We start from the raw sequence: 24,739 nt of genomic DNA on the forward strand, positions 1-24,739 counted from the left end.
TAAGGCTCCTAGTTGTTTTTCTTTTTGTTAAAAGAATTATTAGCCGGACTGGCTGTTTCCACTCCTAATTCCTTTTCTTTTTGCTGTGTAAAACGAGGAGAGCAAGTATAAACTAACAGACCACGGGCATTCACATATAATGGATCCTTTAAAAAGGTTACATTTACCATTCTGTCTTTACTTCTTAAAATGCTTTGGAGATTCTCTTTAAGGACTGCAGCTCCTCCGCCGTAAATAAATACATAGGGGTCATCTTTCATATCGTCGATCTTGTTAATGATTGCCTGACTAATTAACTTAGAAAGCTGCATGAGTCCTGTTTTTGATTCTTCTCTCAATGCACTGTGCCTTGGATGCTCTGTGTCGAAATAAATTTCATTAAACTCAGCGATTGAATCAATGCTCTTTCTTGGGTTCTTCCGATTCCACCGTTTAATAATTTCAGAGATTGCATGTTTCACTCCATAGCCAAGTCCTTCAGAAAGCTTTGGATTAAACTTCACGCCTTCTGTTACAACAATCTCAGTCGTTCCTGAACCAATATCAAAATGAAGAAGTGTTTTATCGGCGAAATTCACCTTTGCTACTCTTCCGTCAGCCTCTACCTTTCTTTCCGTAAGTTTGCCATTTTCATCGTACACTACGCCCCAGGCTGCGGATGCTCCTTCAGGCAGGCATTTGCAGTATTGTATTTTTAAAACTACTTTCACATTTCGCCCCGATGGGTGATGATAAATAACTTCATGTGTTCCTGTATATCGAGCTGAGTTATGAGCTGCGCTTTCCTTCGTAATGGTGCTCACAGGAAGAGCTACAGACAGATCGTAGGTTACATCAATATGGTTGCGATCCTCGTTTTCTTTCTCTTTCATTGCTGAAATAGCCAGACCTGCTAATGTTACAATGACTGGTATTTCATCTTTAGACTTATCTGATTTCTTTTCAAGTTCCAAGGCATCTAAATTTTCATCAATTACTTTATTTCCGATTGCATATCTAAGGCCATTTTCTGAGAGGGCTTTTGAATTAATTGTTACATCAATATTATTAAGTAAATCTTCCTTAGGAATGTCCTCTAAATCCATCAACTCAGTCGTTTCTCCCATATAAAGAGAGTAAACCGTAGGTATGTTAATAGGTTCTTTATCTTTCACCCATAGTTTCAGGCTGTTATTACCAGCATCGGCTCCCGCTTTCAATAGTTGTGTCATGAATCCAACAACTCCTTCAATTAGTGATAATTTCCAAGGTACATATATATTCTATCAAACGGAAACCCTTAGTCAATAGGAGTTAATACATAGTTAGTACATTGTTAGCACAATGTAATACACTTGGCAGACGCTTTCCATTTTTAAACTGTAATACATACTCACACACTTATTATTACTTTGTATTACAGTTTAATACAAAATGTAATACATTATATTACTTTATAATATTGAGTAATATTAAATAGTTTCCATTTATTACTATTGCATAAAAACATACAAATTAATATTAAATCATACTTTGTATTACATTATTCACACAAAATAATATTAAGTATTAGTTTGTACTATTTTGTACTGGTTTGTATTAGTTTGTATTAATTAAAGATTTTCCTCTTCCTATTTGAGGGAGGTTTTGATAAAACAACAGACGGGAAGATTTGATACTAGTATTGTCTCTAAGGAGGTATGGAATCACATGTCTACACTCTACACTATCGATGTGAAACGAGCAGATGGAACAGAAAAAAGCTTAGCAGAGTATAAAGGCGACGTGTTGCTGATCGTAAACGTAGCTTCTGAATGTGGCTATACGCCACAGTACGAGCAGCTAGAAGAAATTTATCAACAGTACCACAAAAAAGGCTTTCATGTATTAGGCTTTCCTTCTAATGATTTTGGCGGTCAAGAACCAGGAAACATTGATCAAATCCAAAATTTCTGCCAAAGTAACTACGGCGTGAGCTTTGAAGTCTTTGATAAGGTTCATGCGAAAGGTGGAAACAAACACCCACTTTATGAATGGCTGATTGATAAAACGGATCCTGATGGAGGCATTGATTGGAACTTTGAGAAGTTTGTCATATCACGAGACGGAGAAATTCTGGGAAGCTTTAAAAGCGATGTAAAGCCAAATGACCCGCAAATTACTGGTATGATTGAAGCAGGACTTGAGCAGCCTGTAAATAAGTAAAAAAGAAAGGGACTGTACTCAAAAGGTTTACTTTTGAGACAGTCCCTTCCTTATGGCAAAAACCCTTCCTGACTAACAAAAATCCTGCTTTTCTTTACTTGCTTTTCAAGCTGTTTACGAAAATGAGAAAGACGTTCAGGAGAATACCACTCTCCGTACCCATGTTTGTGGTACAGCTCTGGTATTTTCAGCTTTTTTGTACGTCTTCCACCGCTCCCATCACCAAGAAAGTAATCATCAACCACTACCCTCTCTCCAATTTCTCCAAGAAGCGCTGGGAAACGTGAGGAATGGGGAAGAAGAGGAGAGACAGCAATTTGAACAGGAATATTATGTTGCTGTAAGGTCTGTATCGCTTTTAACCTTCCAGAAATAGGCGGAGCCTGCGGGGTAATGGCTTTTCTGACACTTTCCTCATCTGTTTCAATACTAACACTGACCTTTACTCTGTTCTCGAGTTTTTTGACAAGATCTATGTCTCTCAGTACTAATGGGCTTCTTGTTTGAATCAGTAAAAAGTCGGGAGGATCTTCGGTCAATACCTCAAGCAGCATGCGAGTTATCCTTTCCCTAGCCTCGGCGGCCTGGTAGGGATCGGTACTGGAAGACATAAAAATCCGGACATTCTGCTTCTTTTTTTCACGGGTAAGTTCCTTACGAAGCATTTCCGCTGACTCTTCCTTTACCTCCACCCATGTCCCCCATTCTCCATCTCTGAACAGGTTTACAGGCATTTGTCTTACATAGCAGTATGAGCAAGCAAAAGAGCAGCCAATGTAAGGATTTAAGGAATGGCTGTAACCTTTTAAGAATCCACTGGCAGGTGTAAGAAGACGAGACGGCTTTTTATGCGTGATATTTAACTTTGTCATTTACTGCTCATCAGCCCTGCATATCATCATAAGGAAATTCATCAGGATGATAACCGTAGCGGTGGTTCTCATTCAAGTCGTCAATAGAGCTTACATCCTCAGGATCAAGTGAAAAATTAAACACCTCAAAATTGTCTCTAATTCTCTCTGGTGTCACTGACTTTGGAATCGTTGCGACCTCGTGCTCAAGGCACCATCTAATTAACACCTGAGCAGTTGTTTTATTATATTTTTCAGCAATATTTTGGATAACAGAGTGACTGAGAAGGTTCCCTTTACCCAGCGGTCTCCACGCTTCTACCTGAATAAGATGACTTTTACAAAACTCAAGCAGGTCCTTTTGGAAAAGTCTGGGGTGAAATTCAACCTGATTAACCATTGGTTTTATAGAAGCTTGCTTTAAAAGCTTCTCAAGGTGGTGTTGCTGGAAATTGCTCACACCTATCGCTCTTACCTTCCCCTGCTTATAAAGCTCTTCTAAAGCCTTCCAGGTCTCTTCAAATTTACCGGGGACAGGCCAATGGATTAAATATAAATCAATTGTGTCCACTTCAAGGTTTCTTCTGCTTCTTTCAAAAGCCTGAAGGGTTTCCTCGTATCCTTGTTCATCATTCCATACTTTTGTAGTAATAAAAACGTCTTCCCTTGAAATACCACTTTCTCTAATTCCTTCTCCTACTCCTCTTTCGTTTCCATAAAAAGAGGCAGTATCAATCCCTCGGTAACCATGTTGTAAAGCTGTGGTTACAGCATTTTTCACTTCCTCCCCTTCTTCTGCCTGATAAACACCAAGGCCAATCCAGGGCATGTTGGTGCCGTTATGAAGGGTAGTGTAAAATTTATCTCTTTTCATCAAGATCCTCCCTTGCAGGAATAGACCAGTTGATTTCCGGCCGGCCTGCTTTTGTTAAAAACTCATTGGCCTGTGAAAAAGGCTTGCTTCCAAAAAAGCCTCTTTTGGCTGAAAAAGGGCTTGGATGGGGAGATTTTATAATCAAATGATGCTCGCTGGTAATCAACTCTTCTTTGGCTTGAGCATTTTTTCCCCACAAGATAAACACAACCGGTTCTTTTTTTTCATTTACGAGCCGTATCACTTCATTGGTGAAATGCTCCCACCCTTTTCCATGATGAGAATTAGGTTCACCTCCACGGACCGTTAGAACCGCGTTGAGTAAAAGAACACCTTCCTCTGCCCAGGGAGTCAAACAGCCATGATCAGGAACCGAATATCCAAGGTCCTCCTCAAGCTCCTTATAGATGTTTTTTAAGGATGGGGGGATCGTTACCCCTGGCTGCACAGAAAAACTAAGACCATGAGCCTGATTAGGGCCATGATAAGGATCCTGCCCCAGGATCACTGCTTTCGTATTTTCATAAGTTGTGTGGTGGAGGGCATTATAAATGTCATCCATAGGCGGATAAACTGTGTTGGTTTCGTATTCTTTTTTCAAAAATTCTCTCAGCTCCACATAATACGGCTTAGAAAATTCATTCTCTAAGCGGGGAGCCCAGTCATTGTGAAGAATGCTCATGCTCTTCCCCCTTCTAGCATGGGTGATGAATTCATTGTAGCATAGTAGCCAGGATATAAAGAAAATAGAGGTGAACGTAACGATGACAGAAAATAAAACACAGCAACAAAACCATTTAAATGGACAAGCATTAGCATCTTTAGTTACTGGCCTGTTAGCAGGAGCATTTATGCTTGTTGTTCCCCTGCTTGGACTCCTATTAGGAGCAGCAGGGATGATTCTCGGGTCTATTTCCCTTGCTAAAATAAAGAAAAACCAGGAAAGCGGCTTGATACTTGCCCTTTTAGGCTTAGTAACCAGTATTCTTGCTGTTTTGTTTTTTATCAGTATTTTAGTTATTGGCTTACTCCTAAGGCAGGGTTAAATAAAACCAGGCTAATTTGCCATTCATTGTTATCCTGATTTCTTTATGGGAAGTGCAGCCCTGCCCACTGCATCTTTTCGTAAAATTAATTGGATAATTCTTCCTGATTCATTGATACTTTGTTACTATGAAAATGGGAGGTGCACATATGAGAGTGATCGTTTCAATTTTATTAATCGTACTGCTTATAACAGTCAGCGTTTTTAATTCAAATGCATATGGCAGCGGACAGGAGAAAAAAGAAAGATACCTGGTAACGTTTGAAAATCAGGGAGCTAAGGACAGAGTACATATACCTCAGCACGATGTGGTACACGATTTCTCTTCCTTTTCAGTAAGTGTGGTAGAAATGAATGAAAATGCGGCAAACGGGCTTGCAAATAACCCTCATGTCACAGCTGTGGAAAAAGACAGTCTGGTCCATGCTCACTCACAAAGCCAAAAGGCTGACTGGGGTCTTACACGTATTTACGGAGAAAATGACTGGGAAACAGGATTTACAGGTGAAGGCGTGAAGATTGCATTACTTGATTCAGGAATCGCTGAACATCCGGACTTAGAGATCGCAGGCGGTGCTGCCTTTCTTGGAGGAAGCAGAACAAAAAGCAAGGACTACACGGATGAAAATGGACACGGAACCCATGTAGCAGGAATTGTAGGAGCTTTAAATAATGAAATTGGCACAGTGGGGATTGCGCATGAAGCCGAGATTTACGGTGTAAAAGTATTAGATAAAAACGGCTCTGGTTTCTTGTCTGATGTCGCTGCAGGGGTTGACTGGGCGGTAGAACATGAGATGGATATTATCAACTTAAGTCTTGGAACATCCTCTCACTCCACTGCTCTTGAAAAAGCAGTAAATGAGGCTTATGAGGCGGGAGTGCTTGTTGTAGCCTCTGCCGGAAACAGCGGTAACCGCGGGGGAAACAATGATACTGTGATGTACCCTGCGAAGTATGAGTCTGTTATTGGAGTAGGAGCCACGAACCAGAATGATGAACGGCCATCCTTTTCTTCCACTGGACCGGATTTAGAAGCAGCTGCGCCAGGCGTTCAAATACTAAGCACCTATATGGAAGGGGACTACACAAACTTAAGCGGCACAAGCATGGCAGCTCCCTATGTAGCCGGAAACCTGGCTTTGTTGAAAAATGCTTATCCTGATGCTGATCACAAGGAAATAAGAGAAAGGCTTCAAAACAATTATACGATTGACCTCGGTTCCACTAATAGATATGGTTATGGACTCATACAAGCCCCTCATAAGAATAAAAAAGTGGACATCGAGGATGATGAACAGGCGGATGAAAATATACTTCCCTCTATGAACGTAACAGTCTCCCACGAGAGCCCGGCTAATGGAAAACTTGATGTAACTATTTCTACGACAAACCAAAATGACGAGGAGGCACAGGTACAAGATGCTGAAATTGACCTCTTTATCAACGCTCCAAGAGGAAAAGATCAACAAATAGAAGGCTTTACAGATGATGAGGGAACTTACACCGGTACAATCGATCTCCATAGAAATTTTTATGGGGAGTACCTTATCTCCGGCCAGGTTACTCACCCTGAATTTAATGACAATAAAGACGTTAGCTATTCCTTTACTCTGGCTAGATAAAAGATTCCCCTTGGGCAACCCAGGGGGAATCTTTTTAATCTTATAGCTTAGTTCTGTTTTGTTGTTGATAATCATTAAACGACACTCGCTTGCAACTGCATGAGCTACCTTTGAATCACTTCCTGTAATCGTGGAAAAATCTCATCATTTCCTGCGATAACAAAGAAACCTTTTTCTTCATCTTTTACAAAGATGCTTCCACCCGCTTCTTCTACGATTAATACACCGGCTTCAATATCCCAGGCCTTCAGCTTCATTTCCCAATATCCATCGAAACGTCCTGCAGCGACCTGGCAAAGATCCATGGCAGCTGCTCCCATTCTCCGAATACCTCCAATTCTCGGAAGTAATTCATTGAAGTAGGACAAATTATTATCAGGGTCTGTCCCCTTATCATATGGAAAACCAGTCCCCAACACAGATTTGGAAAGCTCCCTTGTTTTAGAAACAGTAATCTTGCTGCCGTTTAACAGAGCACCTTCTCCTTTTACCGCTTCATACGTTTCACCAATTTTAGGTGCATGAACTACGCCCGCTACCGTTTCACCTTTATATCTAATCCCTATAGACACGCAAAAAACAGGAAGGCCCCTTGCATAATTGACCGTACCATCAATAGGATCAATCACCCACTCATATTCGGCTTCACCAGCATGTTCCCCGCTTTCTTCAGTAATCATGCCATGATCGGGATACGTTTCTTTAATCCTATTCATAATAAAATCCTCTGACCAAACATCCACTTCTGTGACTAAATCTATATCAGAGGTTTTTGATTCCATTTTCATCGGCCCTTCCAGCCGTCTGACCTGTTCTTCTCCAGCTTCTTTGGCCCACTTCTTGGCGTTTTCTAATAGCTCTCTCCATTCCAGGCTCATATCCTAACACTCCTTCCTTTGACATCATACTTATCTTAACGAACTGTAGGCCAGAGCACAAAGATAGTTGTATTTACCAATAAGCAGATCTATTGTCTCAGTGACATACTGAAAACTTTTATTTACAAATTAATTAAGGTAACTCGTGAGAAAAAAGGGTATAGGAAAGCAATGTTATTTATTTCGTATTGATTAAAGGAGAACACCAATGATTGAATATGCTCTGGAGATTTTAGGACAGCTCGGCATTATAGGTTTATTTTTAGGAGTAGCCATAGAGGCTCTTTCGATCCCCTTTCCTGCGGGTATTTTCATTCTCGCTTATGGTTACATCTTAGATCCAGGTGGGTGGGAATTGGTCGGCCTGAGTTTCGCTGTTTCTATATGCTATGTGGCTGTCAGCTATATCCCATACTTGTTGTCTCAGCGTTATGATTACATTTTAAAACGACATGTTAATAAACCCAGTATTAAGAAAATGGTCCGCTTAGTAGAAAAACATGGGGACTGGGCCTTAGCAGCAGGGAGAATGCTTGGTGCGGGATATATTGCTTATGTCGCTGTTTTTTGTCAAATCACTCCGCTTCGGTATGGAGTTTTAACTTTCATAGGTATTTTTCCTACAGCTTTAGTCATGTTTTATGTAGGACAGCTGGGCAATATTGAAGCTGCTTATGAATGGTTCCAAAATTTTCAATTTGCAATATTCTCTTTACTAGCGCTTTTGATTGCTCTTTACCTCATGTACCGTCTGAAACGTAACAAAAAATACCAATCATCTACAAAATAGTTTGAAAGTTTCAAAAATCTACTTGAACAAATTTACATTTACAGTATCATGGAAAAAAAGGAGTGATCTTACATTGTTCAATTCATACAAAACTGAGCCATTTTTTGATCATATGTTTACATCCAACAGAGATCCAAAGGATCACTACTCTCGCTTTTATCATACATTGCAAAACTTTTCAGAAATGGAGCTCAGAGAAAAGCATGAGACAGCCCAGCTTTCCTTTTTACGGCAAGGAATTACCTTCACTGTGTACAATGAAAATATAAGCACAGAACGAACCATGCCATTTGATTTCATTCCTATTGTCATTCCTCCGGAGGAATGGGCACTGATAGAGAAAGGAATGATTCAAAGAACTGAAGCATTGAATCAATTTTTGGAAGATATTTATCATGAGCAGGAAATACTTAATGATGGTGTGATTCCTCGAGAGCTTATTGTAGACAACCCTTATTATTACCAAAAGCAAGTACAAGGAATGGAGATTCCTTTAAATAACCATATTTTTTTAGCTGGAATAGATCTTATCAGAAATGAAGAAGGAAAATACCTGATTCTTGAAGATAATTTACGAAACCCTTCCGGGATGTCCTATGTCTATCAAAACAGGTACGTGATGAGACAAGTATACCCCGAATTCTTTGCCAATCATTCCCTCCACACCCTAGAACACCAACTTTCTCATTTACATGAAGCAGCCTTGGCACATGTCCCAAAAACCGCAAAAAGCGGGACTCAGCCACGAGCCGTGCTGTTAACTCCTGGTATGTATAACTCTGCTTATTATGACCATGTATTTCTGGCTCAGCAAATGGGAATTGAGCTGGTGGAAGGTCGGGACTTAGTTATAAATAACCATGTTGTCTACATGAAAACGATTCGAGGGTTAAAGCGAGTGGATATTATTTACCGGCGCATTGATGATGACTTTCTGGATCCCAAAGCATTCCGTCCGGATTCTGCCCTGGGCGTGCCTGGATTATTAGAAGCTTATCGGCGCGGAAACGTGGCCATTTTAAACGGGATCGGCAATGGGATTGCCGACGATAAAGCCATCTATGCCTATGTCCCTGATATTATCCGCTATTACTTGAACGAAGAGCCAATCATTTCAAATGTTGATACGTACCGTCTCCGTGAGCCTGACCAGCGTGAATGGGTGCTTAGGAACCTGGAGCAGCTGGTTGTAAAGAACGTTGGAGCTTCCGGAGGATACGACATGCTAATTGGCCCTCACGCCTCACAAGGAGAAATTGAAATGTTCAGAGAAAAAATCATCGAAGAACCTCACCAGTACATTGCCCAGCCCACTATCAATTTATCCCGGGCCCCTGCTTATCAAGGAGATCGATTCTACCCATGTCATGTTGATTTAAGGGTTTTCGTCATACGGGGAAAGAGCACCCACGTTGTTCCTGGGGGCTTATCACGTGTAGCTCTTAAAGAAGGGTCATTAGTCGTTAATTCCTCACAAGGCGGAGGAGGAAAAGACACATGGGTATTAAAGGGTGAAGGGAGCGATCAGTAAATGCTAAGCCGTGTAGCAGATTCGTTATATTGGATGTCCCGGAATATCGAGAGGGCAGAAAACAATGCCAGAATATTAAGTGTAAAGCTTATCCAAATGCTGGAGGCTTCAGATGAAGAAACGTATGCCAACCATGATTGGGAAGTCATTTTTGAGATATGCGCTTCCATTCAAGAATTCGAAAAATTCAGCCACTCAGATATTTACGATGGAGAAGTTCTCATCAATTACCTGGCTTTTTCTGAAGAGAATATTAATTCCATTACCACTTGCATAAGCTCGGCCAGGGAAAATGCCCGCATTACGAGAGATCATCTTCCAAATGACTTTTGGGAAATCTGGAATGATTTTTACTTGTACGTACTAGAATCAAAAGAAGAGAAATGGTCCAAAAAAGACATTCAAAATTATCTTCAGCGTATGAAAATGGCCTCTCTTACTGCTCAAGGAGTTATTGAGTCGTCTATGTCCCGTGGGCTTCCCTACCGAATGATTAAAATAGGAAAGTGGCTCGAGCGAGCTGACAAAACGGCACGAATCCTGAATTGTGTCTGCAAAAACATTCCTACCTCTGATGCCGAATATCAGGAAGAGTATTATTATTACTGGAGAACCGCTCTTCAGCTTGTCAACGGCTATGAAGCGTACTTAAAGCAGCATCCTCCAATTATGGACCCAAAAACAATCCTGTCATTTTTAATTGGAGACGAAAACTTTCCAAGGTCCATTAAGTATTGTATGGATCATGTTCGGGAAGCAATCTTTGAGCTTGAGGAAGGGAAAGTTTCACACTATTCGTGGGAGATGTATGCAGCGCTTGATAACTTGATGGATGAGTTTAATGAGGTTAGAATTAAAGAGCTAAGTCTTCAAGAGTTAAGTAACTTCTTAAATCACTTTCAATATCGCTGCAATGAAATTGGACAAATTTTTTCAAAGACGTATTATTTAGTAGAACCCGTCAACACTTCCTATAAAGTAGGGAAAACACAGCACCCTCATCAACAACAGAATATGGAGAGTCGATCATCGATGAAATATCAAATCGAACATACAAATAAGTTTGATTATGAGACTGTCGTAGACCAGAGCATGAATACGATCAGGCTTAAGCCTACCACAGATGAAGTCCAGCGTCTGCTGTCGTACCGGACAGAGATCCAGCCTTCTTCTTTAACAAAAGAGCATGTTGATCTGTGGGGGAATTACGTGGAAACCTTTTTTATTCCTGAACAGCACACACACCTTGAAGTGAAAACAACGTCAATTGTAAGTATTCAGCGAAGTCCTTTTATTCATCGGATTGATTATTCACCAGAAATGAAAGCTATCTTTCATTCGGAGTTATTCCGCCTTCATTATTTATCATTTTTAAATGAAACCCACTACACCTATGTCACCCCCGAGCAGGTGGACCAGGTTGTAAAGGCAGTCGGGGAAATGGATAATCCAGTTCAATTCTCTATTGATGTCATGGAGCATTTGCATGATACCTTTACGTATAATGGTGAAACAACGGATGTAAACACTACCGCACGAGAATCCTTTGATTTAAAAAACGGGGTATGCCAGGATATTACTCATGTGATGCTTGGTATTTTACGGGCGAAAAACATTCCGGCTCGTTATGTCAGCGGTTATCTTTATGTAGGCGAAAATTCTGCTTTAATTGGCGACTCTGCCACCCATGCATGGGTCGAAGTGATGGTGCCTGGTATTGGCTGGGTAGGACTTGATCCCACAAACAATGTAGAAGCTTTGGAGCATCATATTCGCGTTAGTACAGGCCGTGACTACGCTGATGTCAGTCCTCTTCAAGGAGTTTATCGTGGAGGCAACCAGACTCTTGATGTAAGTGTTAAAGTTACCCTCCTTGACCAAAACACCGTTTCCTCATCAGAATAATACATCACTTAAGCGGGTGCCTTGTACACAGGCATCCGCTTATTTATGATAAGAAGATCCGCGATTAATTTGAAATGCTCTATATACTTGTTCCATTACTATGACCCGAATTAACTGATGAGGAAATGTAAGTTTTGACATAGACCATAAGAAATCTGCCCGCCTGCGGACACTCTCACTGATACCCAAAGATCCGCCAATGACAAAAACAACTTTGCTTTTTCCATGCAAAGCCAACTGATTTAACTTCTCTGCCAGACTTTCAGAGCTCAGCATCTCGCCTTTTAAATCTAAGACGATTACATACGCTTGCTGTGGGATCTTAGCTAAAATTCTATCTCCTTCTTTGTCTTTGACCTGCTCTTGCTCCTTTTCGCTTAATTGGTCCGGAGCTTTTTCATCAGCCACTTCCACTATTTTCACGTTAGCCAGGGTTGTCATTCTTTTGTGATATTCCTCTATCCCCTGCTTCATAAATTCTTCTTTCAATTTCCCTACAGCAATAATTGTTATATTCACAAGAGTTATCCACCTTTACTTAACTTATCCACAAATGTTATCCACATATGCACAACCACTGTCCATTCATTGCTCGCTGACTGTGTATGCGGCAAGATTTTTGCAATAGGAACAAGCTGTGGATAATTTATTTTCTTCTATTTTTTCAAATATCGGCATTTCTCCCGAACGATCGACAATATCATCCAATGCCATTTCCACGTGTGTTTCGCAACAATATATCAAAAGTAACTCTCCTTTCCATTCTATTATTGTAACAAGTTATCCACAGGGATGGCTAGTTCAAAGCCGTTCCCATCATCACTCCTCCATTTATTTTCTGCCCTTACTCTCTATAAATTATCCACATTCGAAGCCCTATTTCTTTTAGAAAAGTGTTCCGCTCTCTGTAGAGATCTGTAACAAAAAAAGGGCCGTGCTCAAATTGAGACAGCCCCGTGTTCTTTCCTGTTAAAATTGCACTTCTTCCATCAAAGTCACTTCAATAGTTTGAAGCTCTCCGTTCCTATAGAACTCCACTTCAATCGTATCGCCCACTTCAACTTCAGAATACAAAAATTGTCTTAAACTGTGACCGTCCACAATTTCTTCTCCGTTTAAGGCGACAATCACATCATATTCCTGAAGACCTGCCTCTTCAGCTGGTGAATTGCTTGCTACACTCGTTATAAACACTCCGTGTTCAACTTCTTCAGGGAGGTTTAAGGTTTCTTGCCAGTGATAGCTTGGTATTTCTGCGAGAGATTTGATCCCTACACCCAATTGAGGACGCTGAACCTCTCCATATCGTTCTAAATCTTCAATAACAGGAACCGCCACTGAGGTAGGAATTGAAAATCCAATTCCTTCTACTGCTGCTTGAGCAATTTTCATTGAGTTAATCCCTACTAATTGGCCGTTAATGTTAATGAGCGCTCCCCCGCTGTTTCCTGGATTAATAGCTGCATCTGTCTGCAGCACCTCCGCATGCCAGTCTATTTGACCGTCTCCCGTTAAATCTACAGGAATGCTGCGCTCGGTTGCACTTATAATTCCTTGCGTGACCGTGCTTGATAGGTAAGATCCCAATGGATTTCCGATAGCAATTGCCGGTTCTCCAACACGCAGAGCTTCAGAGTCACCAAACTCTGCTACTGTATCTACAGGCTCTCCATCAATTCGCAGGACAGCTAAATCGGTTAATATGTCAGAACCTACTATTTCCGCTTCCATCCTTGTTTCATCAGCCAAGCTAACTTCTACTTGGCTTGCTCCTTCAATCACATGGTGATTTGTAACAATATAGGCCTGGCCATTTTCTACTTTATAGATAACTCCTGACCCGGTCCCTTCATTTATACCCGACTCTTCCCAAAAGTCTGACTGCTGAAGATTAAACACTCCTACCACTGCTCCGGAAACCTGATCTACAGCTTCCGTTATATCTGAAGTGACGTTTAAACTGACATGCTGCTGATTAGGACTTTCTTCAACCGTTTCCTCATTATTGATTGGACTGGACTGATTCTCTGCTGTGCCAGCCTGATCGGTCGTAAAAAAAGGAACCGAAAACATTACGAGCAGCGCTCCTAATATTACCCCTGTAACACCGGCCCATATCAGCCCGCGTCTGCCTTTGTTTCCACTTCTAGTTTTGTGAGCATGATCATCATAATAACCCATGACCCTCATCATCATCCTTTCCCCAGTTCTTCTCTTGCAGTCTTTTTCTTAGACTCTGTTCATTCAAACCATATGGACAAATGTAACGACGACAACCTTATGAGGAAGGGGTGTGATCTTATTTTAAAAAGGTTGCTCTCATTTGTCTATATGGCAAAAACGTTTTAGAATATTTTCCATAATTATGATTTTAGGGTGTCCGACTCTCTGTAATTTTACTCCTTAAAAGTTCACCTGCTTATACATCACGTTGCTGAAGAAGATAAAAACGGCTGTTGAGAAAACTTTCTCAACAGCCTGACAGCGGTCTCCGCCGTACTAGAGCGAAACACTTTTCTTATTGTAACATTGCTTATACTTCAATTAAGGACGTAGGTGTATAAGGATCCGTATCCAAAAGGTGAAACTCACTGCCTACTCCATGTCCTTTCTCTTCTAGCATTTGAGACACTGTCATTCGAGCCAGTTCCTTCATGTTATTATCCTGGCTTAAATGAGCCAGATACACTCTTGATGTGTTTTCACCAATTACTTCCGCCAAAGCCAAAGCAGCATCTTCATTTGATACGTGCCCTAAATCCCCTAAAATTCGTCTTTTGACATTCCAAGGGTAACGCCCCATTCTCAGCATGTTCATATCATGGTTTGACTCAAAGATAAGCATGTCTGAGTTGTGAATGGTACCCTTAATATGTTCACTGACATATCCCATATCGGTAGCAAGTGTCAGCTTTTTTCCCTCATGATGGAAAACAAAAAACATCGGGTCGGCAGCATCGTGGGAAACTCCAAAAGATTCAACGTCAAGATCTTTAAAGCTTTTCACTTCTCCTCGTTCAAAGTGGAACTTCTGTCCTGGATCAACTGTTCCTATCTGGCTGTCCATGGCTTTCCAGGTTAAGCTGTTGGCATAAACAGGAATGCCATGTTTACGAGCAAGCACACCTACCCCTTTTATATGATCGCTATGTTCATGGGATACTAATATGCCATCCAGCTCTTTTGGGTTACAAGAAACCTTGGCCAGCAGCTGTTCTACTTTTTTTCCGCTCAGACCCGCATCAATGAGAAGTCTTTGTTTTCCTGTCTCTACATAGATGGCGTTTCCTGTACTCCCGCTTGCTAGTACACTACACTTTAAAGACATGGTATTCACTCCGTTTATTCCTCTTCATTTTCCCTGGACTCTTCACTAGTATCTTCATTCTCCTGATGGGCAGAATCAGTTAACTCCTGAATACCACCATCTATGGCATTGACCAGATAAAAAGACTCTTCATCAATTTCGATGCGGTACATCGGCGCAAACACCTGGGATTCTCCAAGAGGGCTGAAATAGCTATAATATCCAAGTTCCACTTGACTGACGACAGAATTGAACGTAAGAAGCTGCTCATTTAACAAGCTTTCAATTGCTTTTAAAGGAGAAAGGAGCTCACGCTTTCTACCGTGTTCTTCCACTTCCAAGAAACTTTGAAGATAGCTCGTCACATCTCCCTCGTCATTTAAAAACAGTACCAGCTGCTCTTCCTGATCAGTGTATATGGTGCTGCCTTGATAGGTTTGATAGAATACCAGATTTTGATTCTCCTGATCCCAGCTGGCAAAGCGGTACTGTTCACCATTATATACCTCCGATTCTAAAAAGCTCCCAATGTCCTCGTTCACATTATCATTGGAAATTGAGTAAGGCTCATCCAGGACGACCCCCATGGCATGTTCATCAGGAAAAAGAATTTCTTCTTCGTCTACTGCATCTATCGCTTCCTGAGGGACGGGTGTGCGTTTCCCAACTATGTGTCGTCCTTCATTGATTTCATCGGGAAGGTTTTCAGTAATGCGGATATTATTGTCCTCAAAACGCTGCTGCAAAGTCATTTCAGCTCTTACGTTTAATTCACTGGCATTTTGTTTTTGAATAAGCTGATAGACCAGAAAAGAATTAAGAAGGAGAAACGTAACAATGAAGATGGTTTTTGTTTTACTCCAGTCCATGCTCCTCCCCCTCTGAATTATTAATTTCAAGCGGATACCAAGAGTCTCGGTATTTGACAAACCACATGGGTTCAAAGGCCAGGACGAGGTTGTGCCTGTCCATCTGGTAGCCTACCCGAATATTTTCAATTTCCTCTTCGCTAAATGGAGTATGCTGATCAATATAGTCCAGCACCTCTTGTCCAGCGGGCAGTTCATATGGAGTGGATTCAATGGGCTCTTCTTCTACATCTATATCATACATCGGTCTAGAATAACGAGAGGTCTGGGTGCCAGACCTTGTAACAAATAAGCTTGTTCTGTTCACTCCATTACTTTCAAACACAGGAACCCCTTCTATAATCAAGCGAAATCTGCTTTCATCCTGGTCCGCATCTTGACTCCAGGAATAGAGGTGATACTGATCGGTCCACCCTCCATGAGAATTAATGAAGTCAAAGGATGTGTTCACCACATGTTGTTGACTGGCAGTTCCATGGTCGCTGAACACTGGATTGATATAATTTAAATACCGGCCATTTCTAGTTAAGTTCATCATCCTGTTCCCGTCGGTAAAGGACTCTGTGCCATTCTCCTGGCGGTAATGCTTTACATACGTCGGGTCACTAAACAAGTAATCGATAAAAGGTTCAGCTTGAAGCTCTACGCTCGTATATTGTACATGCGGATATGTTAAAGGGTTTTCCGGCAGATAGTGTAGTCGAGGTATTTCTTCGTTCCCTTCGTTCACATGATGAGCAAATACCTCAGGGTAAGACCCTGCCCGGTTCAAATACTGGTTTTCAAAATCAGAAACACTCAAAGTGGTAGATGCTTCTATCACTAAATCTTCCTCATATGAAATCAAATGTGCCAGTACCTCCTCGTTTTCCTCATCGTGAGTAAAGAGAAAACGATCTGCCGATCCAACCGTTAAATAAGGCTCATCTTCTTCAAATTCAAATAGTTCGCCTAACACTTCACTGGGAATAGGAGCAGGAAATATCAGTTCAATTCCTGATTCCACATCATACAGGTTTTCAGTATCTACAGAGGTGCTCACAGAGAGTTCCTCAAACCCAGCATCAAGAAGGTTTTCATAAAAAGAAACAAACAAAGATTCCTGACCGTCCACCATGGTGCTCCCCAATTGTGTATGAAGGATCATGCGTTCCGGCCACACTACCTCATCGTAGTTTAATTCCTCTCCGTAAGGGTCGCTTTCAATAGGCTCAGTACCTTGCAAAAGATCATAATCAGGCTGGTACGTCCACATGAGCCACGTTAAAAATAAACTAATAATGACTAGAATTGTCAGGAGGCCAGATTTCACCCGTTCAATCATTCGTTAACACCTGCTTTTTTATAGACAGAATACGGAAGAGTAACGATAATTGTCGTTCCTTTTTCCCACTCGCTGCGCACACCGATGTGACCACCGTGAGCTTGAACCATTTCCTTGGCAATAGCAAGCCCAAGACCTGTGCCCCCTAAATTTCTAGCCCTTGCCTTATCTACTCTATAAAATCGATCAAAGATTTTCTTTTGATTTTCCTTTGGTATACCTACTCCTTCATCACGAACAGTTACTGCTATATTTTGCCCTCGTGGATGGAGCTTTAGAGTAATTGTTCCGCCATCCGGAGAATATTTCACAGCGTTTGAAATGATATTATCAAACACTTGCACCATCTTATCTTGATCCATGTCAATGTAAACAGGATAAGAAGGAATCACTCGTTCTAATTGAATGTTTTTATCCTTCGTCACCATTTCAAATCGATCGCCGATTTCATGAAGAAGGCTGCCTATATCTGAAGACTGGTAGTTAAGTTTTAAATCGTTGCTGTCCATTTTTGAAAGCTGCAGCAGATCATTAACAAGACGGATCATTCGTTCTGTTTCATTTTGGGTCACCTTTAAAAAGCGCTGTCTCAGCTTATCATCAAGCATCGCGCCATCCTCAAGAGCTTCTAAGTAACTTTTCAAAGAGGTAAGAGGTGTTCGAAGTTCATGAGAAACGTTGGCTACGAATTCTTTTCGTTCACGATCGATCTTCTCTTGTTCTGTTACATCATGAAGAACAGTAATTAAACCATTTACCGGTCCATCTTCATTACGGATTACCGAAAAGTTTGCTTCCAGGAGATACTCTTGTTCCCGCTCACTGAAATCTAGCAAAATTGAATCTGAGTAATCATATAGGTCACTTGGTGCAATGGTTTCAGACAGCCTGAGCAAATCAGGAAGGGAGGCCCCTTCTACATCTTCACTGGATATGTTTAAAAGCTGTTCTGCTCTCTTATTCATTAAAATAACACGGCCCAGTTCATCGGTTGCAATCACGCCGTCAGTCATATGAGTAAGCACAGAGCTTAGTTTCTTTCTCTCTCCTTCTGTCGTAGCGTTGGCATCCTTTAACTTTCTGGTCATATTATTAAAGGAAATGGCCAACTGCCCGATTTCGTCGTTGCCGTATACTTTTACACGACGAGAGAAATCACCTTCAGACATAACTCTGGCCTGCTTTTTCATATCAACAATAGGCCTCGTAATCGTTCTTGCCACAAAAATTCCCAAAATCATTGTCACGACCAGGGCAATAAAGGTACTCGTAGCTAGAATGTTATTAATATCCTGCATCTCTGAATACAGTTCTTCCATAGGAGCTTCGATATAAATCGCTCCCACAATTGTATCGTCCACACGAACCGGGTGCGCCATCACATAAATTCGGTTTCCCTGAGGATCAAGAAGGATATCTTCATCTTCTGTTCCAAGCAGGGCTCTCTTGACTCTGACTTCAGTGTTGAGCTGCCCTACAAGGTTTTGGCTGAGAGACGTGCCCCGTACTACCTGGTTAGCATCAACAACTTGAATTGTAGCGTTATCAATAGTAAAAAACTCATTTAAAAGGATGCTGATATCTCTCTCTAACGAGTTATCATCATCCCCTCTGGTTCTGACCATTTCCTGGGCCACATTATACTCAAGTAAATTAACCCGTTCCTCCAGCATGGAAAAATGATTATCCACGAGTTGTTCTTCTAACTGATTCGTAAAGAAGACACCGATAATTTGTACCGCAATAATAAGCAGCAATACATAGATTACTACGATTTTAAAATTAATCGATTTAAAGAAATCGATAGCTTTCATGTTTATTTCTCCTGTTCAGGGTTTTTTAAATAGTAGCCTACTCCTCTTCTCGTAATAATCCACGTAGGGTAGCTAGGATTATCCTCCACTTTTTCACGGAGCCGGCGTACAGTTACATCCACTGTTCGTACGTCACCAAAATAGTCGTAGCCCCAAACAGCTTGAAGTAAATGCTCTCGTGTCATAACTTGTCCAATGTGCTTTGCTAAATAATAGATCAGTTCAAACTCTCGATGTGTAAGTTCTATAGGCTCTCCTCGCTTTGAAACAAGATACGCATCCGGATCAATGAGCAGATCGCCAAATTGAATTTCCTTTTGCTTTTGTTCTGTTTCTTCAGGAGGGGCTTGATGCCTTCGTAAATTAGCTTTAACTCTGGCAATTAATTCCCGGGTACTAAAAGGCTTTGTTACATAATCATCAGCACCAAGCTCTAAGCCCAGTACTTTATCAATCTCTGAATCTTTGGCAGTAAGCATAATAATAGGCATTTCAAAATGCTTGCGGATTTCTCTGCATACTTCCATTCCATCCTGATGGGGAAGCATAATATCCAGAAGCACCAAGTCAGGTTCAAATTCATGCACTTTTTCTACTGCTTCTTTTCCATCATAAGCCACTTGTACTTCAAAGCCTTCTTTATCTAAACTAAATTCTAAAATGTCAGCAATCGGCTGCTCATCGTCGACAACAAGAATTTTCTTGTCCATCCTCATCCGCTCCATTTCTTCATCACTAAAAGATTAATCGCCCAGCATAAAGAAGCGTTGGATCGTTAATTCAGCTTCTATTGTAACATAGCGAGCAGGGGAAGTTATCTTGTTAATGAAATACTTCCTTATCTGCCGTCTTTTCTCTGTTATAAGGATTGACCATCCTAAGGTTATTCCTTTATTTACTGAAAAACTGCCCGGTTTACCAACCGCGCAGTGTCAATTTTTATCTACATTCAATTATTCCTATAAAAAAAACATACTCACAGAGTATGAAATGGTGGCTCGAGACGGAATCGAACCGCCGACACGTGGATTTTCAGTCCACTGCTCTACCGACTGAGCTATCGAGCCTAAAACATGGCGGGCCTGACGGGGATCGAACCCGCGATCTCCTGCGTGACAGGCAGGCATGTTAACCGCTACACCACAGGCCCAGTTTATGAAATGAAATGGTGACCCGTACGGGATTCGAACCCGTGTTACCGCCGTGAAAGGGCGGTGTCTTAACCACTTGACCAACGGGCCTTACAGGAAAAGAAGTGTTCTATGTCACTTTCCATATCATAAAACTTATGTACTATGTAATTAAATGGTGAGCCATGGAGGATTCGAACCTCCGACCCTCTGATTAAAAGTCAGATGCTCTACCAACTGAGCTAATGGCTCCTGTATGTCTCGCAAGCAGTTATGCTTTGTTTTCGGCGACATGATTAATAGTATCACAGGTGTTTTTTTAATGCAAGGAGAAATCTATATTCTTTTTTAAAAAATTTGTTCTTCCTTAAATTCTGTACCTATTTTAACATTCCGCCCTGTCCATGAAAAGGAAAAGTATGAAAAAAACAAGAGGCTGGGACAAAACTCAGCTAAATAGAAGGACCCTCACCGTCGTTGAGGGCTTTTGCTATAGGAAGTATTTAAACAGTTGATTGTTCAAAAATACACTCGCATGCACCTAAAGGTACAAGTGCGACATCCGTTCAGCTTCATTTCATTCGCTTTCACGGTGTCTTCTATGCAGCGGGCAAGGCTTCAGCTAGCCGGGTGAAACCGCCCCGGCGGATCTTCAGATCTTGCTTTTCCCGCAGGCGTCTCGTGATGTTTGAACCACCAACGTATATGTACACAAAAAGGATACCTTCTGATAAAGTTAAATCACCACAAAATAACAGAATCGGAGGTATCCTTATGTTTAAAGATTATAACATGAATCAAGTTGTTTTGCCGATTGACCTTTCTTATAAACTCCAGGAAAATGATGTTGCCTTTGCGGTCAATGAGCTCGTTGAAGCCATACCAGATGAAGCATTCAGTGGCTTCCTGCGTTCAACCGGCTGTCCAGCCTACCATCCAAAAATGATGATAAAGCTGATCCTATGCGCCTACACACAATCCACTTTCTCAGGAAGAAAGATTAAATGTTTAAGGGGTTTATGAAAGTGAAGATTGTTTGGAATGTCCATTTTGTTCTCAGTGTACGAAAGCCAAGGAAGGAAATAACCGCAAGATTCATTACAATGAGAAGTGGAAAAATCAAAAAGCCTATATTCAAGAACTGCTTTCAGACGAGGAAACCGGTGAGATCTATGGGAAGCGTAAGGTCGATGTGGAGCCAACCTTCGGATTTCTGAAGGCTAATTTGCGTTTCACCCGAATGTCGGTGAGAGGAAAAAAACAGGTGAAAAACGAAATTGGATTTGTATTAATGGCGGTGAACTTGAGAAAGTACACCGCCCGTAAGCCCCATCAACCCATTTCTGATCAACAAAAAGGTGCCAGCTATCGAAAATCGATAACTGACACCTTTTATACCTTTTCAGAGACTGTTTTGTCCCAGCCACTTGTTCCTGCACTTTGTTATCTTCCCCACACGCCCCGGACAAGATTTGTCTGGTTCCGGTCTGGTCCAACAGAGAAAATCGTTAAAGGAATGTTCGTTAACTGAGAAATCCGCTCAATGTAATGGCGGGCATTTTCAGGAAGGTCTCCGAGTGATTTTACGCCTGTAATATCTTCTTCCCACCCTGGAAGTTCTTCGTAGACAGGTTCACATTCAGCTAATACTTTCAAGCTTGCCGGGAACTCCTCCATAATCTCTCCTTTGTACTTGTATGCTGTACAAATCTTCAAGGTTTTAATTCCTGTTAATACATCAATGGAGTTTAAAGAAAGATCAGTCAGTCCGCTTACTCTTCTTGCATGGCGGACAACTACACTGTCAAACCACCCTACTCTTCTTGGACGTCCGGTGGTAGTTCCGTATTCATTACCAACTTCACGGATCTGGTCGCCTGTTTCATCATGCAATTCAGTTGGAAACGGGCCATCTCCTACACGTGTAGTGTAAGCTTTAGACACACCTACCACGTGATCTATCTTGGAAGGACCAACACCTGATCCAATCGTCACTCCACCTGCAATAGGGTTGGAAGAAGTGACAAACGGATAAGTCCCCTGATCGATATCCAGCATAACCCCTTGTGCACCCTCAAACAATACGCGGCGACCTTCATCAATCGCATCATTTAACACAACAGATGTATCAGCCACATACTCTGAGATTTGCTGACCGTATTGATAGTATTCTTCAAGTATGTCTTCGATCTTAAAGCCTTCTGCATCATAAATCTTTTCCAGAAGACGATTTTTTTCTTTAAGATTTCTTTCAAGCTTTTCCTCAAACTCTTCTTTATCCAGAAGGTCGGCAATGCGAATCCCGATTCTTGCTGCTTTATCCATGTATGCAGGACCAATCCCTTTGCGGGTCGTTCCGATTTTATTGGTACCTTTGCTTTCTTCTTCTACGGCATCCAATTTAATATGATAAGGCAAGATCACGTGAGCACGATTGCTGATTCTCAAATTGCTGGTGTCTACACCTCTTTCATGAAGATAAGCCAGCTCTTCCACAAGCGCTTTTGGATCGATTACCATTCCATTTCCAATCACACAAGCTTTATCATCATAAAAAATTCCTGAAGGGATTAAATGCAATTTATATTTCTTTCCGCCAAACACAATCGTATGGCCGGCATTATTTCCACCTTGATATCGAGCCACAACCTCTGCATTTTCCGAGAGGTAATCTGTAATTTTTCCTTTTCCTTCGTCTCCCCACTGTGTACCTACAATAACTACTGACGACAAAGCGTCCACCTCCAAAAAGTATGTACAACCACTCTCTTATAAGCCAAAACACATCTTTTGTTACGAAAAATTCTCCAAAAGGTTCTGTGCAGGCAGATATTCATTTAAGAAGTTTTTTCTCCTAAAAACCCTTTCATATTGTATCAACTTACCATAAGCAAGTCAACAAAACCCGAACATTTTTGTTAATGACAAAGTTATATGTTCGTTATAATTATGTATATGAGAAGAGAAACACAGACTACCATGAGAATACGTGATTTTCCTCCTCCTCCTCTTTCCGGTACAGAAAAAAACCTTAAGAAATATCCCCTCTGTATCGTAAAGAATCTTCCTTAGTTTCAGCTAAGATTCTTAAAACATACAGAGAAAGATCCTCTTAAGGCTTGTTCTGGCTAAGCTACCGGAGGAGCAAAGGTGTCATCATGGCTCCGATCAAGGTTAACAAATTTGTTGTACTCCTTAATAAAAGCAAGCTCTACCGCTCCTACAGGTCCGTTACGCTGTTTTGCAATGATAATTTCTATGATGTTTTGGTTCTCTGCTTCTTTGTCGTAATAATCTTCACGGTAAAGGAAGGAAACAATATCAGCATCCTGCTCAATACTTCCAGATTCCCTCAAGTCAGACATCATTGGTCGTTTATCCTGGCGGGATTCTACTCCCCTGGAAAGCTGAGATAACGCAATGACGGGGACGTCAAGCTCACGGGCAATTGCTTTCAGGTTTCTGGAAATCTCTGAAACTTCCTGCTGCCTGCTTTCCCCCCCTTTGCTGCTTCCCTGGATTAATTGTAGATAATCAATCAGAATCATTCCAAGGCCTTGTTCCTGCTTCAACCGACGACATTTAGCGCGGATGTCTCCGACACGAATACCCGGAGAGTCATCTATATAAATGCCAGCCCTTGAAAGGCTCCCCATTGCCATAGTTAGTTTTTCCCAATCTTCTTCCTCCAAAGCCCCTGTCCGCATTTTTTGTGCGTCAATGTTTCCTTCTGCACAAAGCATACGCTGCACGAGCTGAGATGCTCCCATCTCCAGACTGAAAATGGCCACGTTTTCCTCCGTTTTGGTCGCAACGTTTTGAGCAATATTCAAAGCAAATGCTGTCTTCCCCATGGAAGGTCTTGCCGCCACAATAATTAAATCACTTCGCTGAAACCCGGCAGTCATTCGATCCAGCTCCACAAATCCGCTGGAGATTCCCGTAACTTCATCTTCTCCTCGGTTTTGAAGCATTTCAATATTATCATAGGTTTCTATCAAGACATCCTTGATGGATACAAAAGCGCTTGTACTTCTACGCTGAGAAACTTCTAATATAGATTTTTCAGCCTCACTTAGTATATCTTCTACCTCTTCTTCACTTGCATAGCCTTCAGAAGCAATGTTTGTGGCTGCCCGTATAAGCCGTCGCAGTAACGACTTCTCCTCAACAATCTGGCTGTAGTACCCAACATTTGCTGCAGTTGGTACAGAATTAGCCAGATCCGTTAAATAGGAAAGGCCTCCTATTTCTTCTAGCAGCTGTGCATCCTGCAAGGCAGAGGTTACTGTTACTAAATCAACTGGCTCACCTTTATCAGCTAAATTTATCATTACTTGGTAGATTCGTTGGTGTGAAGCCCGGTAAAAATCATGAGGGGTAAGGTGTTCCGTAGCTGTTACAAGGGCCTCGCCTTCTAAGAAAATCGCCCCTAACACAGCTTGTTCAGCTTCTATGTTTTGAGGCGGTGTCCGGTCTGTAAACACTTCATTCATCGTACATCGCCTTCCTAGTATAAATATTTTCTTGGCTCATTTTCCTGCCATGTTCTATTATAAGGCGAGCCTGTAGAAAAAGAAATATGAAAGAAATGACTCTTTCGTCCAATGTA

At 41.4% G+C, this 24,739-nt stretch carries 21 protein-coding genes, 4 tRNA genes and 2 pseudogenes; 8 read left to right on the forward strand and 19 right to left on the reverse strand.

What is annotated here, in order from left to right; all coding sequences use genetic code 11:
* Positions 1 to 8 precede the first annotated feature (8 nt).
* The gene (locus tag CEF17_RS16320; RefSeq protein WP_100400466.1) at positions 9 to 1,211 is read right to left on the reverse strand and encodes a ParM/StbA family protein; all 1,203 of its coding nucleotides are present in this window, start codon (positions 1,209 to 1,211) and stop codon (positions 9 to 11) included.
* Between the two features lie 478 nt (positions 1,212 to 1,689).
* Here CEF17_RS16320 and CEF17_RS16325 point away from each other — a divergent pair, with 478 nt between their 5' ends.
* Entirely contained in the window at positions 1,690 to 2,184 is a 495-nt protein-coding gene (locus CEF17_RS16325; protein ID WP_100400467.1) for a glutathione peroxidase, read from the forward strand.
* A 50-nt stretch (positions 2,185 to 2,234) separates the two neighbouring features.
* Here the strand turns inward: CEF17_RS16325 and CEF17_RS16330 are convergent, their stop codons facing one another.
* The 3 genes from CEF17_RS16330 to CEF17_RS16340 are packed head-to-tail and all read right to left on the reverse strand — an operon-like array spanning position 2,235 to position 4,591.
* Complete coding sequence (locus CEF17_RS16330; protein ID WP_100400468.1) at positions 2,235 to 3,056, reverse strand: SPL family radical SAM protein; 822 nt, start codon at positions 3,054 to 3,056, stop codon at positions 2,235 to 2,237.
* Between the two features lie 10 nt (positions 3,057 to 3,066).
* Positions 3,067 to 3,909: an aldo/keto reductase gene (locus CEF17_RS16335; protein WP_100400469.1), complete on the reverse strand. Its 843-nt coding sequence runs from the start codon at positions 3,907 to 3,909 to the stop codon at positions 3,067 to 3,069.
* The gene (locus tag CEF17_RS16340) at positions 3,896 to 4,591 is read right to left on the reverse strand and encodes a uracil-DNA glycosylase (RefSeq protein ID WP_100400470.1); all 696 of its coding nucleotides are present in this window, start codon (positions 4,589 to 4,591) and stop codon (positions 3,896 to 3,898) included. Before CEF17_RS16340 ends, CEF17_RS16335 begins: the two co-directional genes overlap by 14 nt.
* An 82-nt stretch (positions 4,592 to 4,673) precedes the next feature.
* On the opposite strand from CEF17_RS16340, the gene CEF17_RS16345 reads away from it, so the two are divergent.
* Both CEF17_RS16345 and CEF17_RS16350 read left to right on the forward strand, forming a co-directional pair.
* A complete protein-coding gene (locus CEF17_RS16345; RefSeq protein ID WP_100400471.1) occupies positions 4,674 to 4,955 on the forward strand; it encodes a hypothetical protein in 282 nt (93 codons plus the stop codon).
* A gap of 148 nt (positions 4,956 to 5,103) precedes the next feature.
* Positions 5,104 to 6,579, forward strand: coding sequence for a S8 family peptidase (locus tag CEF17_RS16350; RefSeq protein ID WP_157843069.1), 1,476 nt, complete (start codon positions 5,104 to 5,106; stop codon positions 6,577 to 6,579).
* A gap of 104 nt (positions 6,580 to 6,683) precedes the next feature.
* On the opposite strand, the gene CEF17_RS16355 is transcribed toward CEF17_RS16350, so the two are convergent.
* Positions 6,684 to 7,457: an inositol monophosphatase family protein gene (locus tag CEF17_RS16355; RefSeq protein ID WP_100400473.1), complete on the reverse strand. Its 774-nt coding sequence runs from the start codon at positions 7,455 to 7,457 to the stop codon at positions 6,684 to 6,686.
* 208 nt (positions 7,458 to 7,665) lie between these two features.
* Between CEF17_RS16355 and CEF17_RS16360 the strand changes: the two genes are divergently transcribed.
* From CEF17_RS16360 to CEF17_RS16370, 3 genes are all read left to right on the forward strand, one after another.
* Positions 7,666 to 8,247 carry a DedA family protein gene (locus CEF17_RS16360; protein WP_100400474.1) on the forward strand — a complete coding sequence of 194 codons (582 nt, stop codon included), beginning with the start codon at positions 7,666 to 7,668 and terminating at the stop codon, positions 8,245 to 8,247.
* A 73-nt stretch (positions 8,248 to 8,320) separates the two neighbouring features.
* Positions 8,321 to 9,778, forward strand: coding sequence for a circularly permuted type 2 ATP-grasp protein (locus CEF17_RS16365; RefSeq protein WP_198509001.1), 1,458 nt, complete (start codon positions 8,321 to 8,323; stop codon positions 9,776 to 9,778).
* Complete coding sequence (locus CEF17_RS16370) at positions 9,779 to 11,683, forward strand: alpha-E domain-containing protein (RefSeq protein WP_100400475.1); 1,905 nt, start codon at positions 9,779 to 9,781, stop codon at positions 11,681 to 11,683.
* Between the two features lie 39 nt (positions 11,684 to 11,722).
* On the opposite strand, the gene rlmH is transcribed toward CEF17_RS16370, so the two are convergent.
* From rlmH to CEF17_RS16430, 12 genes are all read right to left on the reverse strand, one after another.
* Positions 11,723 to 12,202, reverse strand: a complete 480-nt coding sequence (gene rlmH, locus CEF17_RS16375; RefSeq protein WP_100400476.1) for a 23S rRNA (pseudouridine(1915)-N(3))-methyltransferase RlmH — start codon at positions 12,200 to 12,202, stop codon at positions 11,723 to 11,725.
* Positions 12,203 to 12,268: 66 nt separating this feature from the next.
* A complete protein-coding gene (locus CEF17_RS16380) occupies positions 12,269 to 12,427 on the reverse strand; it encodes a CxxH/CxxC protein (RefSeq protein ID WP_083465384.1) in 159 nt (52 codons plus the stop codon).
* A gap of 225 nt (positions 12,428 to 12,652) precedes the next feature.
* Entirely contained in the window at positions 12,653 to 13,864 is a 1,212-nt protein-coding gene (locus CEF17_RS16385; RefSeq protein ID WP_100400948.1) for a S1C family serine protease, read from the reverse strand.
* A 352-nt stretch (positions 13,865 to 14,216) separates the two neighbouring features.
* A complete protein-coding gene (locus CEF17_RS16390) occupies positions 14,217 to 15,011 on the reverse strand; it encodes an MBL fold metallo-hydrolase (RefSeq protein ID WP_100400477.1) in 795 nt (264 codons plus the stop codon).
* Between the two features lie 14 nt (positions 15,012 to 15,025).
* Complete coding sequence (locus tag CEF17_RS16395) at positions 15,026 to 15,859, reverse strand: two-component system regulatory protein YycI (protein ID WP_100400478.1); 834 nt, start codon at positions 15,857 to 15,859, stop codon at positions 15,026 to 15,028.
* The gene (locus CEF17_RS16400) at positions 15,846 to 17,183 is read right to left on the reverse strand and encodes a YycH family regulatory protein (protein ID WP_100400479.1); all 1,338 of its coding nucleotides are present in this window, start codon (positions 17,181 to 17,183) and stop codon (positions 15,846 to 15,848) included. Before CEF17_RS16400 ends, CEF17_RS16395 begins: the two co-directional genes overlap by 14 nt.
* Positions 17,180 to 18,997: a cell wall metabolism sensor histidine kinase WalK gene (walK, locus tag CEF17_RS16405; protein WP_100400480.1), complete on the reverse strand. Its 1,818-nt coding sequence runs from the start codon at positions 18,995 to 18,997 to the stop codon at positions 17,180 to 17,182. Before walK ends, CEF17_RS16400 begins: the two co-directional genes overlap by 4 nt.
* A 2-nt stretch (positions 18,998 to 18,999) precedes the next feature.
* Positions 19,000 to 19,707, reverse strand: a complete 708-nt coding sequence (gene yycF, locus CEF17_RS16410; RefSeq protein WP_100400481.1) for a response regulator YycF — start codon at positions 19,705 to 19,707, stop codon at positions 19,000 to 19,002.
* A gap of 281 nt (positions 19,708 to 19,988) precedes the next feature.
* A tRNA-Phe gene (locus CEF17_RS16415) sits at positions 19,989 to 20,064 on the reverse strand.
* Between the two features lie 7 nt (positions 20,065 to 20,071).
* Positions 20,072 to 20,147, reverse strand: a tRNA-Asp gene (locus CEF17_RS16420).
* A 16-nt stretch (positions 20,148 to 20,163) separates the two neighbouring features.
* Positions 20,164 to 20,238, reverse strand: a tRNA-Glu gene (locus tag CEF17_RS16425).
* Positions 20,239 to 20,303: 65 nt separating this feature from the next.
* Positions 20,304 to 20,379, reverse strand: a tRNA-Lys gene (locus tag CEF17_RS16430).
* 522 nt (positions 20,380 to 20,901) lie between these two features.
* Between CEF17_RS16430 and CEF17_RS20690 the strand changes: the two are divergent.
* Together CEF17_RS20690 and CEF17_RS20695 are read left to right on the forward strand one after the other, a co-directional pair.
* Positions 20,902 to 21,138, forward strand: a pseudogene (locus CEF17_RS20690) (transposase); the annotation flags it as partial.
* Positions 21,139 to 21,142: 4 nt separating this feature from the next.
* Positions 21,143 to 21,658: pseudogene (locus CEF17_RS20695) on the forward strand (transposase); the annotation flags it as partial.
* On the opposite strand, the gene CEF17_RS16440 reads toward CEF17_RS20695, so the two are convergent.
* Together CEF17_RS16440 and dnaB are read right to left on the reverse strand one after the other, a co-directional pair.
* The gene (locus CEF17_RS16440) at positions 21,571 to 22,860 is read right to left on the reverse strand and encodes an adenylosuccinate synthase (protein ID WP_100400482.1); all 1,290 of its coding nucleotides are present in this window, start codon (positions 22,858 to 22,860) and stop codon (positions 21,571 to 21,573) included. The pseudogene CEF17_RS20695 and the gene CEF17_RS16440 overlap by 88 nt on opposite strands.
* A gap of 395 nt (positions 22,861 to 23,255) precedes the next feature.
* Positions 23,256 to 24,623 (reverse strand): replicative DNA helicase, encoded by a 1,368-nt coding sequence (dnaB, locus tag CEF17_RS16445; RefSeq protein ID WP_100400483.1) that lies wholly within the window; start codon positions 24,621 to 24,623, stop codon positions 23,256 to 23,258.
* Positions 24,624 to 24,739 lie beyond the last annotated feature (116 nt).

It is taken from the genome of Bacillus sp. FJAT-44742 (assembly GCF_002797315.1).
Taxonomy (GTDB): domain Bacteria; phylum Bacillota; class Bacilli; order Bacillales; family Marinococcaceae; genus Thalassorhabdus; species Thalassorhabdus alkalitolerans.

Coding starts and splice junctions, on each gene's coding strand:
- CEF17_RS16320 (WP_100400466.1), bottom strand. CDS start 1,211: ATGACACAACTATTGAAAGCGGGAGCCGATGCTGGTAATAACAGCCTG.
- CEF17_RS16325 (WP_100400467.1), top strand. CDS start 1,690: ATGTCTACACTCTACACTATCGATGTGAAACGAGCAGATGGAACAGAA.
- CEF17_RS16330 (WP_100400468.1), bottom strand. CDS start 3,056: ATGACAAAGTTAAATATCACGCATAAAAAGCCGTCTCGTCTTCTTACA.
- CEF17_RS16335 (WP_100400469.1), bottom strand. CDS start 3,909: ATGAAAAGAGATAAATTTTACACTACCCTTCATAACGGCACCAACATG.
- CEF17_RS16340 (WP_100400470.1), bottom strand. CDS start 4,591: ATGAGCATTCTTCACAATGACTGGGCTCCCCGCTTAGAGAATGAATTT.
- CEF17_RS16345 (WP_100400471.1), top strand. CDS start 4,674: ATGACAGAAAATAAAACACAGCAACAAAACCATTTAAATGGACAAGCA.
- CEF17_RS16350 (WP_157843069.1), top strand. CDS start 5,104: ATGAGAGTGATCGTTTCAATTTTATTAATCGTACTGCTTATAACAGTC.
- CEF17_RS16355 (WP_100400473.1), bottom strand. CDS start 7,457: ATGAGCCTGGAATGGAGAGAGCTATTAGAAAACGCCAAGAAGTGGGCC.
- CEF17_RS16360 (WP_100400474.1), top strand. CDS start 7,666: ATGATTGAATATGCTCTGGAGATTTTAGGACAGCTCGGCATTATAGGT.
- CEF17_RS16370 (WP_100400475.1), top strand. CDS start 9,779: ATGCTAAGCCGTGTAGCAGATTCGTTATATTGGATGTCCCGGAATATC.
- CEF17_RS16385 (WP_100400948.1), bottom strand. CDS start 13,864: ATGGGTTATTATGATGATCATGCTCACAAAACTAGAAGTGGAAACAAA.
- CEF17_RS16390 (WP_100400477.1), bottom strand. CDS start 15,011: ATGTCTTTAAAGTGTAGTGTACTAGCAAGCGGGAGTACAGGAAACGCC.
- CEF17_RS16395 (WP_100400478.1), bottom strand. CDS start 15,859: ATGGACTGGAGTAAAACAAAAACCATCTTCATTGTTACGTTTCTCCTT.
- CEF17_RS16400 (WP_100400479.1), bottom strand. CDS start 17,183: ATGATTGAACGGGTGAAATCTGGCCTCCTGACAATTCTAGTCATTATT.
- walK (WP_100400480.1), bottom strand. CDS start 18,997: ATGAAAGCTATCGATTTCTTTAAATCGATTAATTTTAAAATCGTAGTA.
- yycF (WP_100400481.1), bottom strand. CDS start 19,707: ATGGACAAGAAAATTCTTGTTGTCGACGATGAGCAGCCGATTGCTGAC.
- dnaB (WP_100400483.1), bottom strand. CDS start 24,623: ATGAATGAAGTGTTTACAGACCGGACACCGCCTCAAAACATAGAAGCT.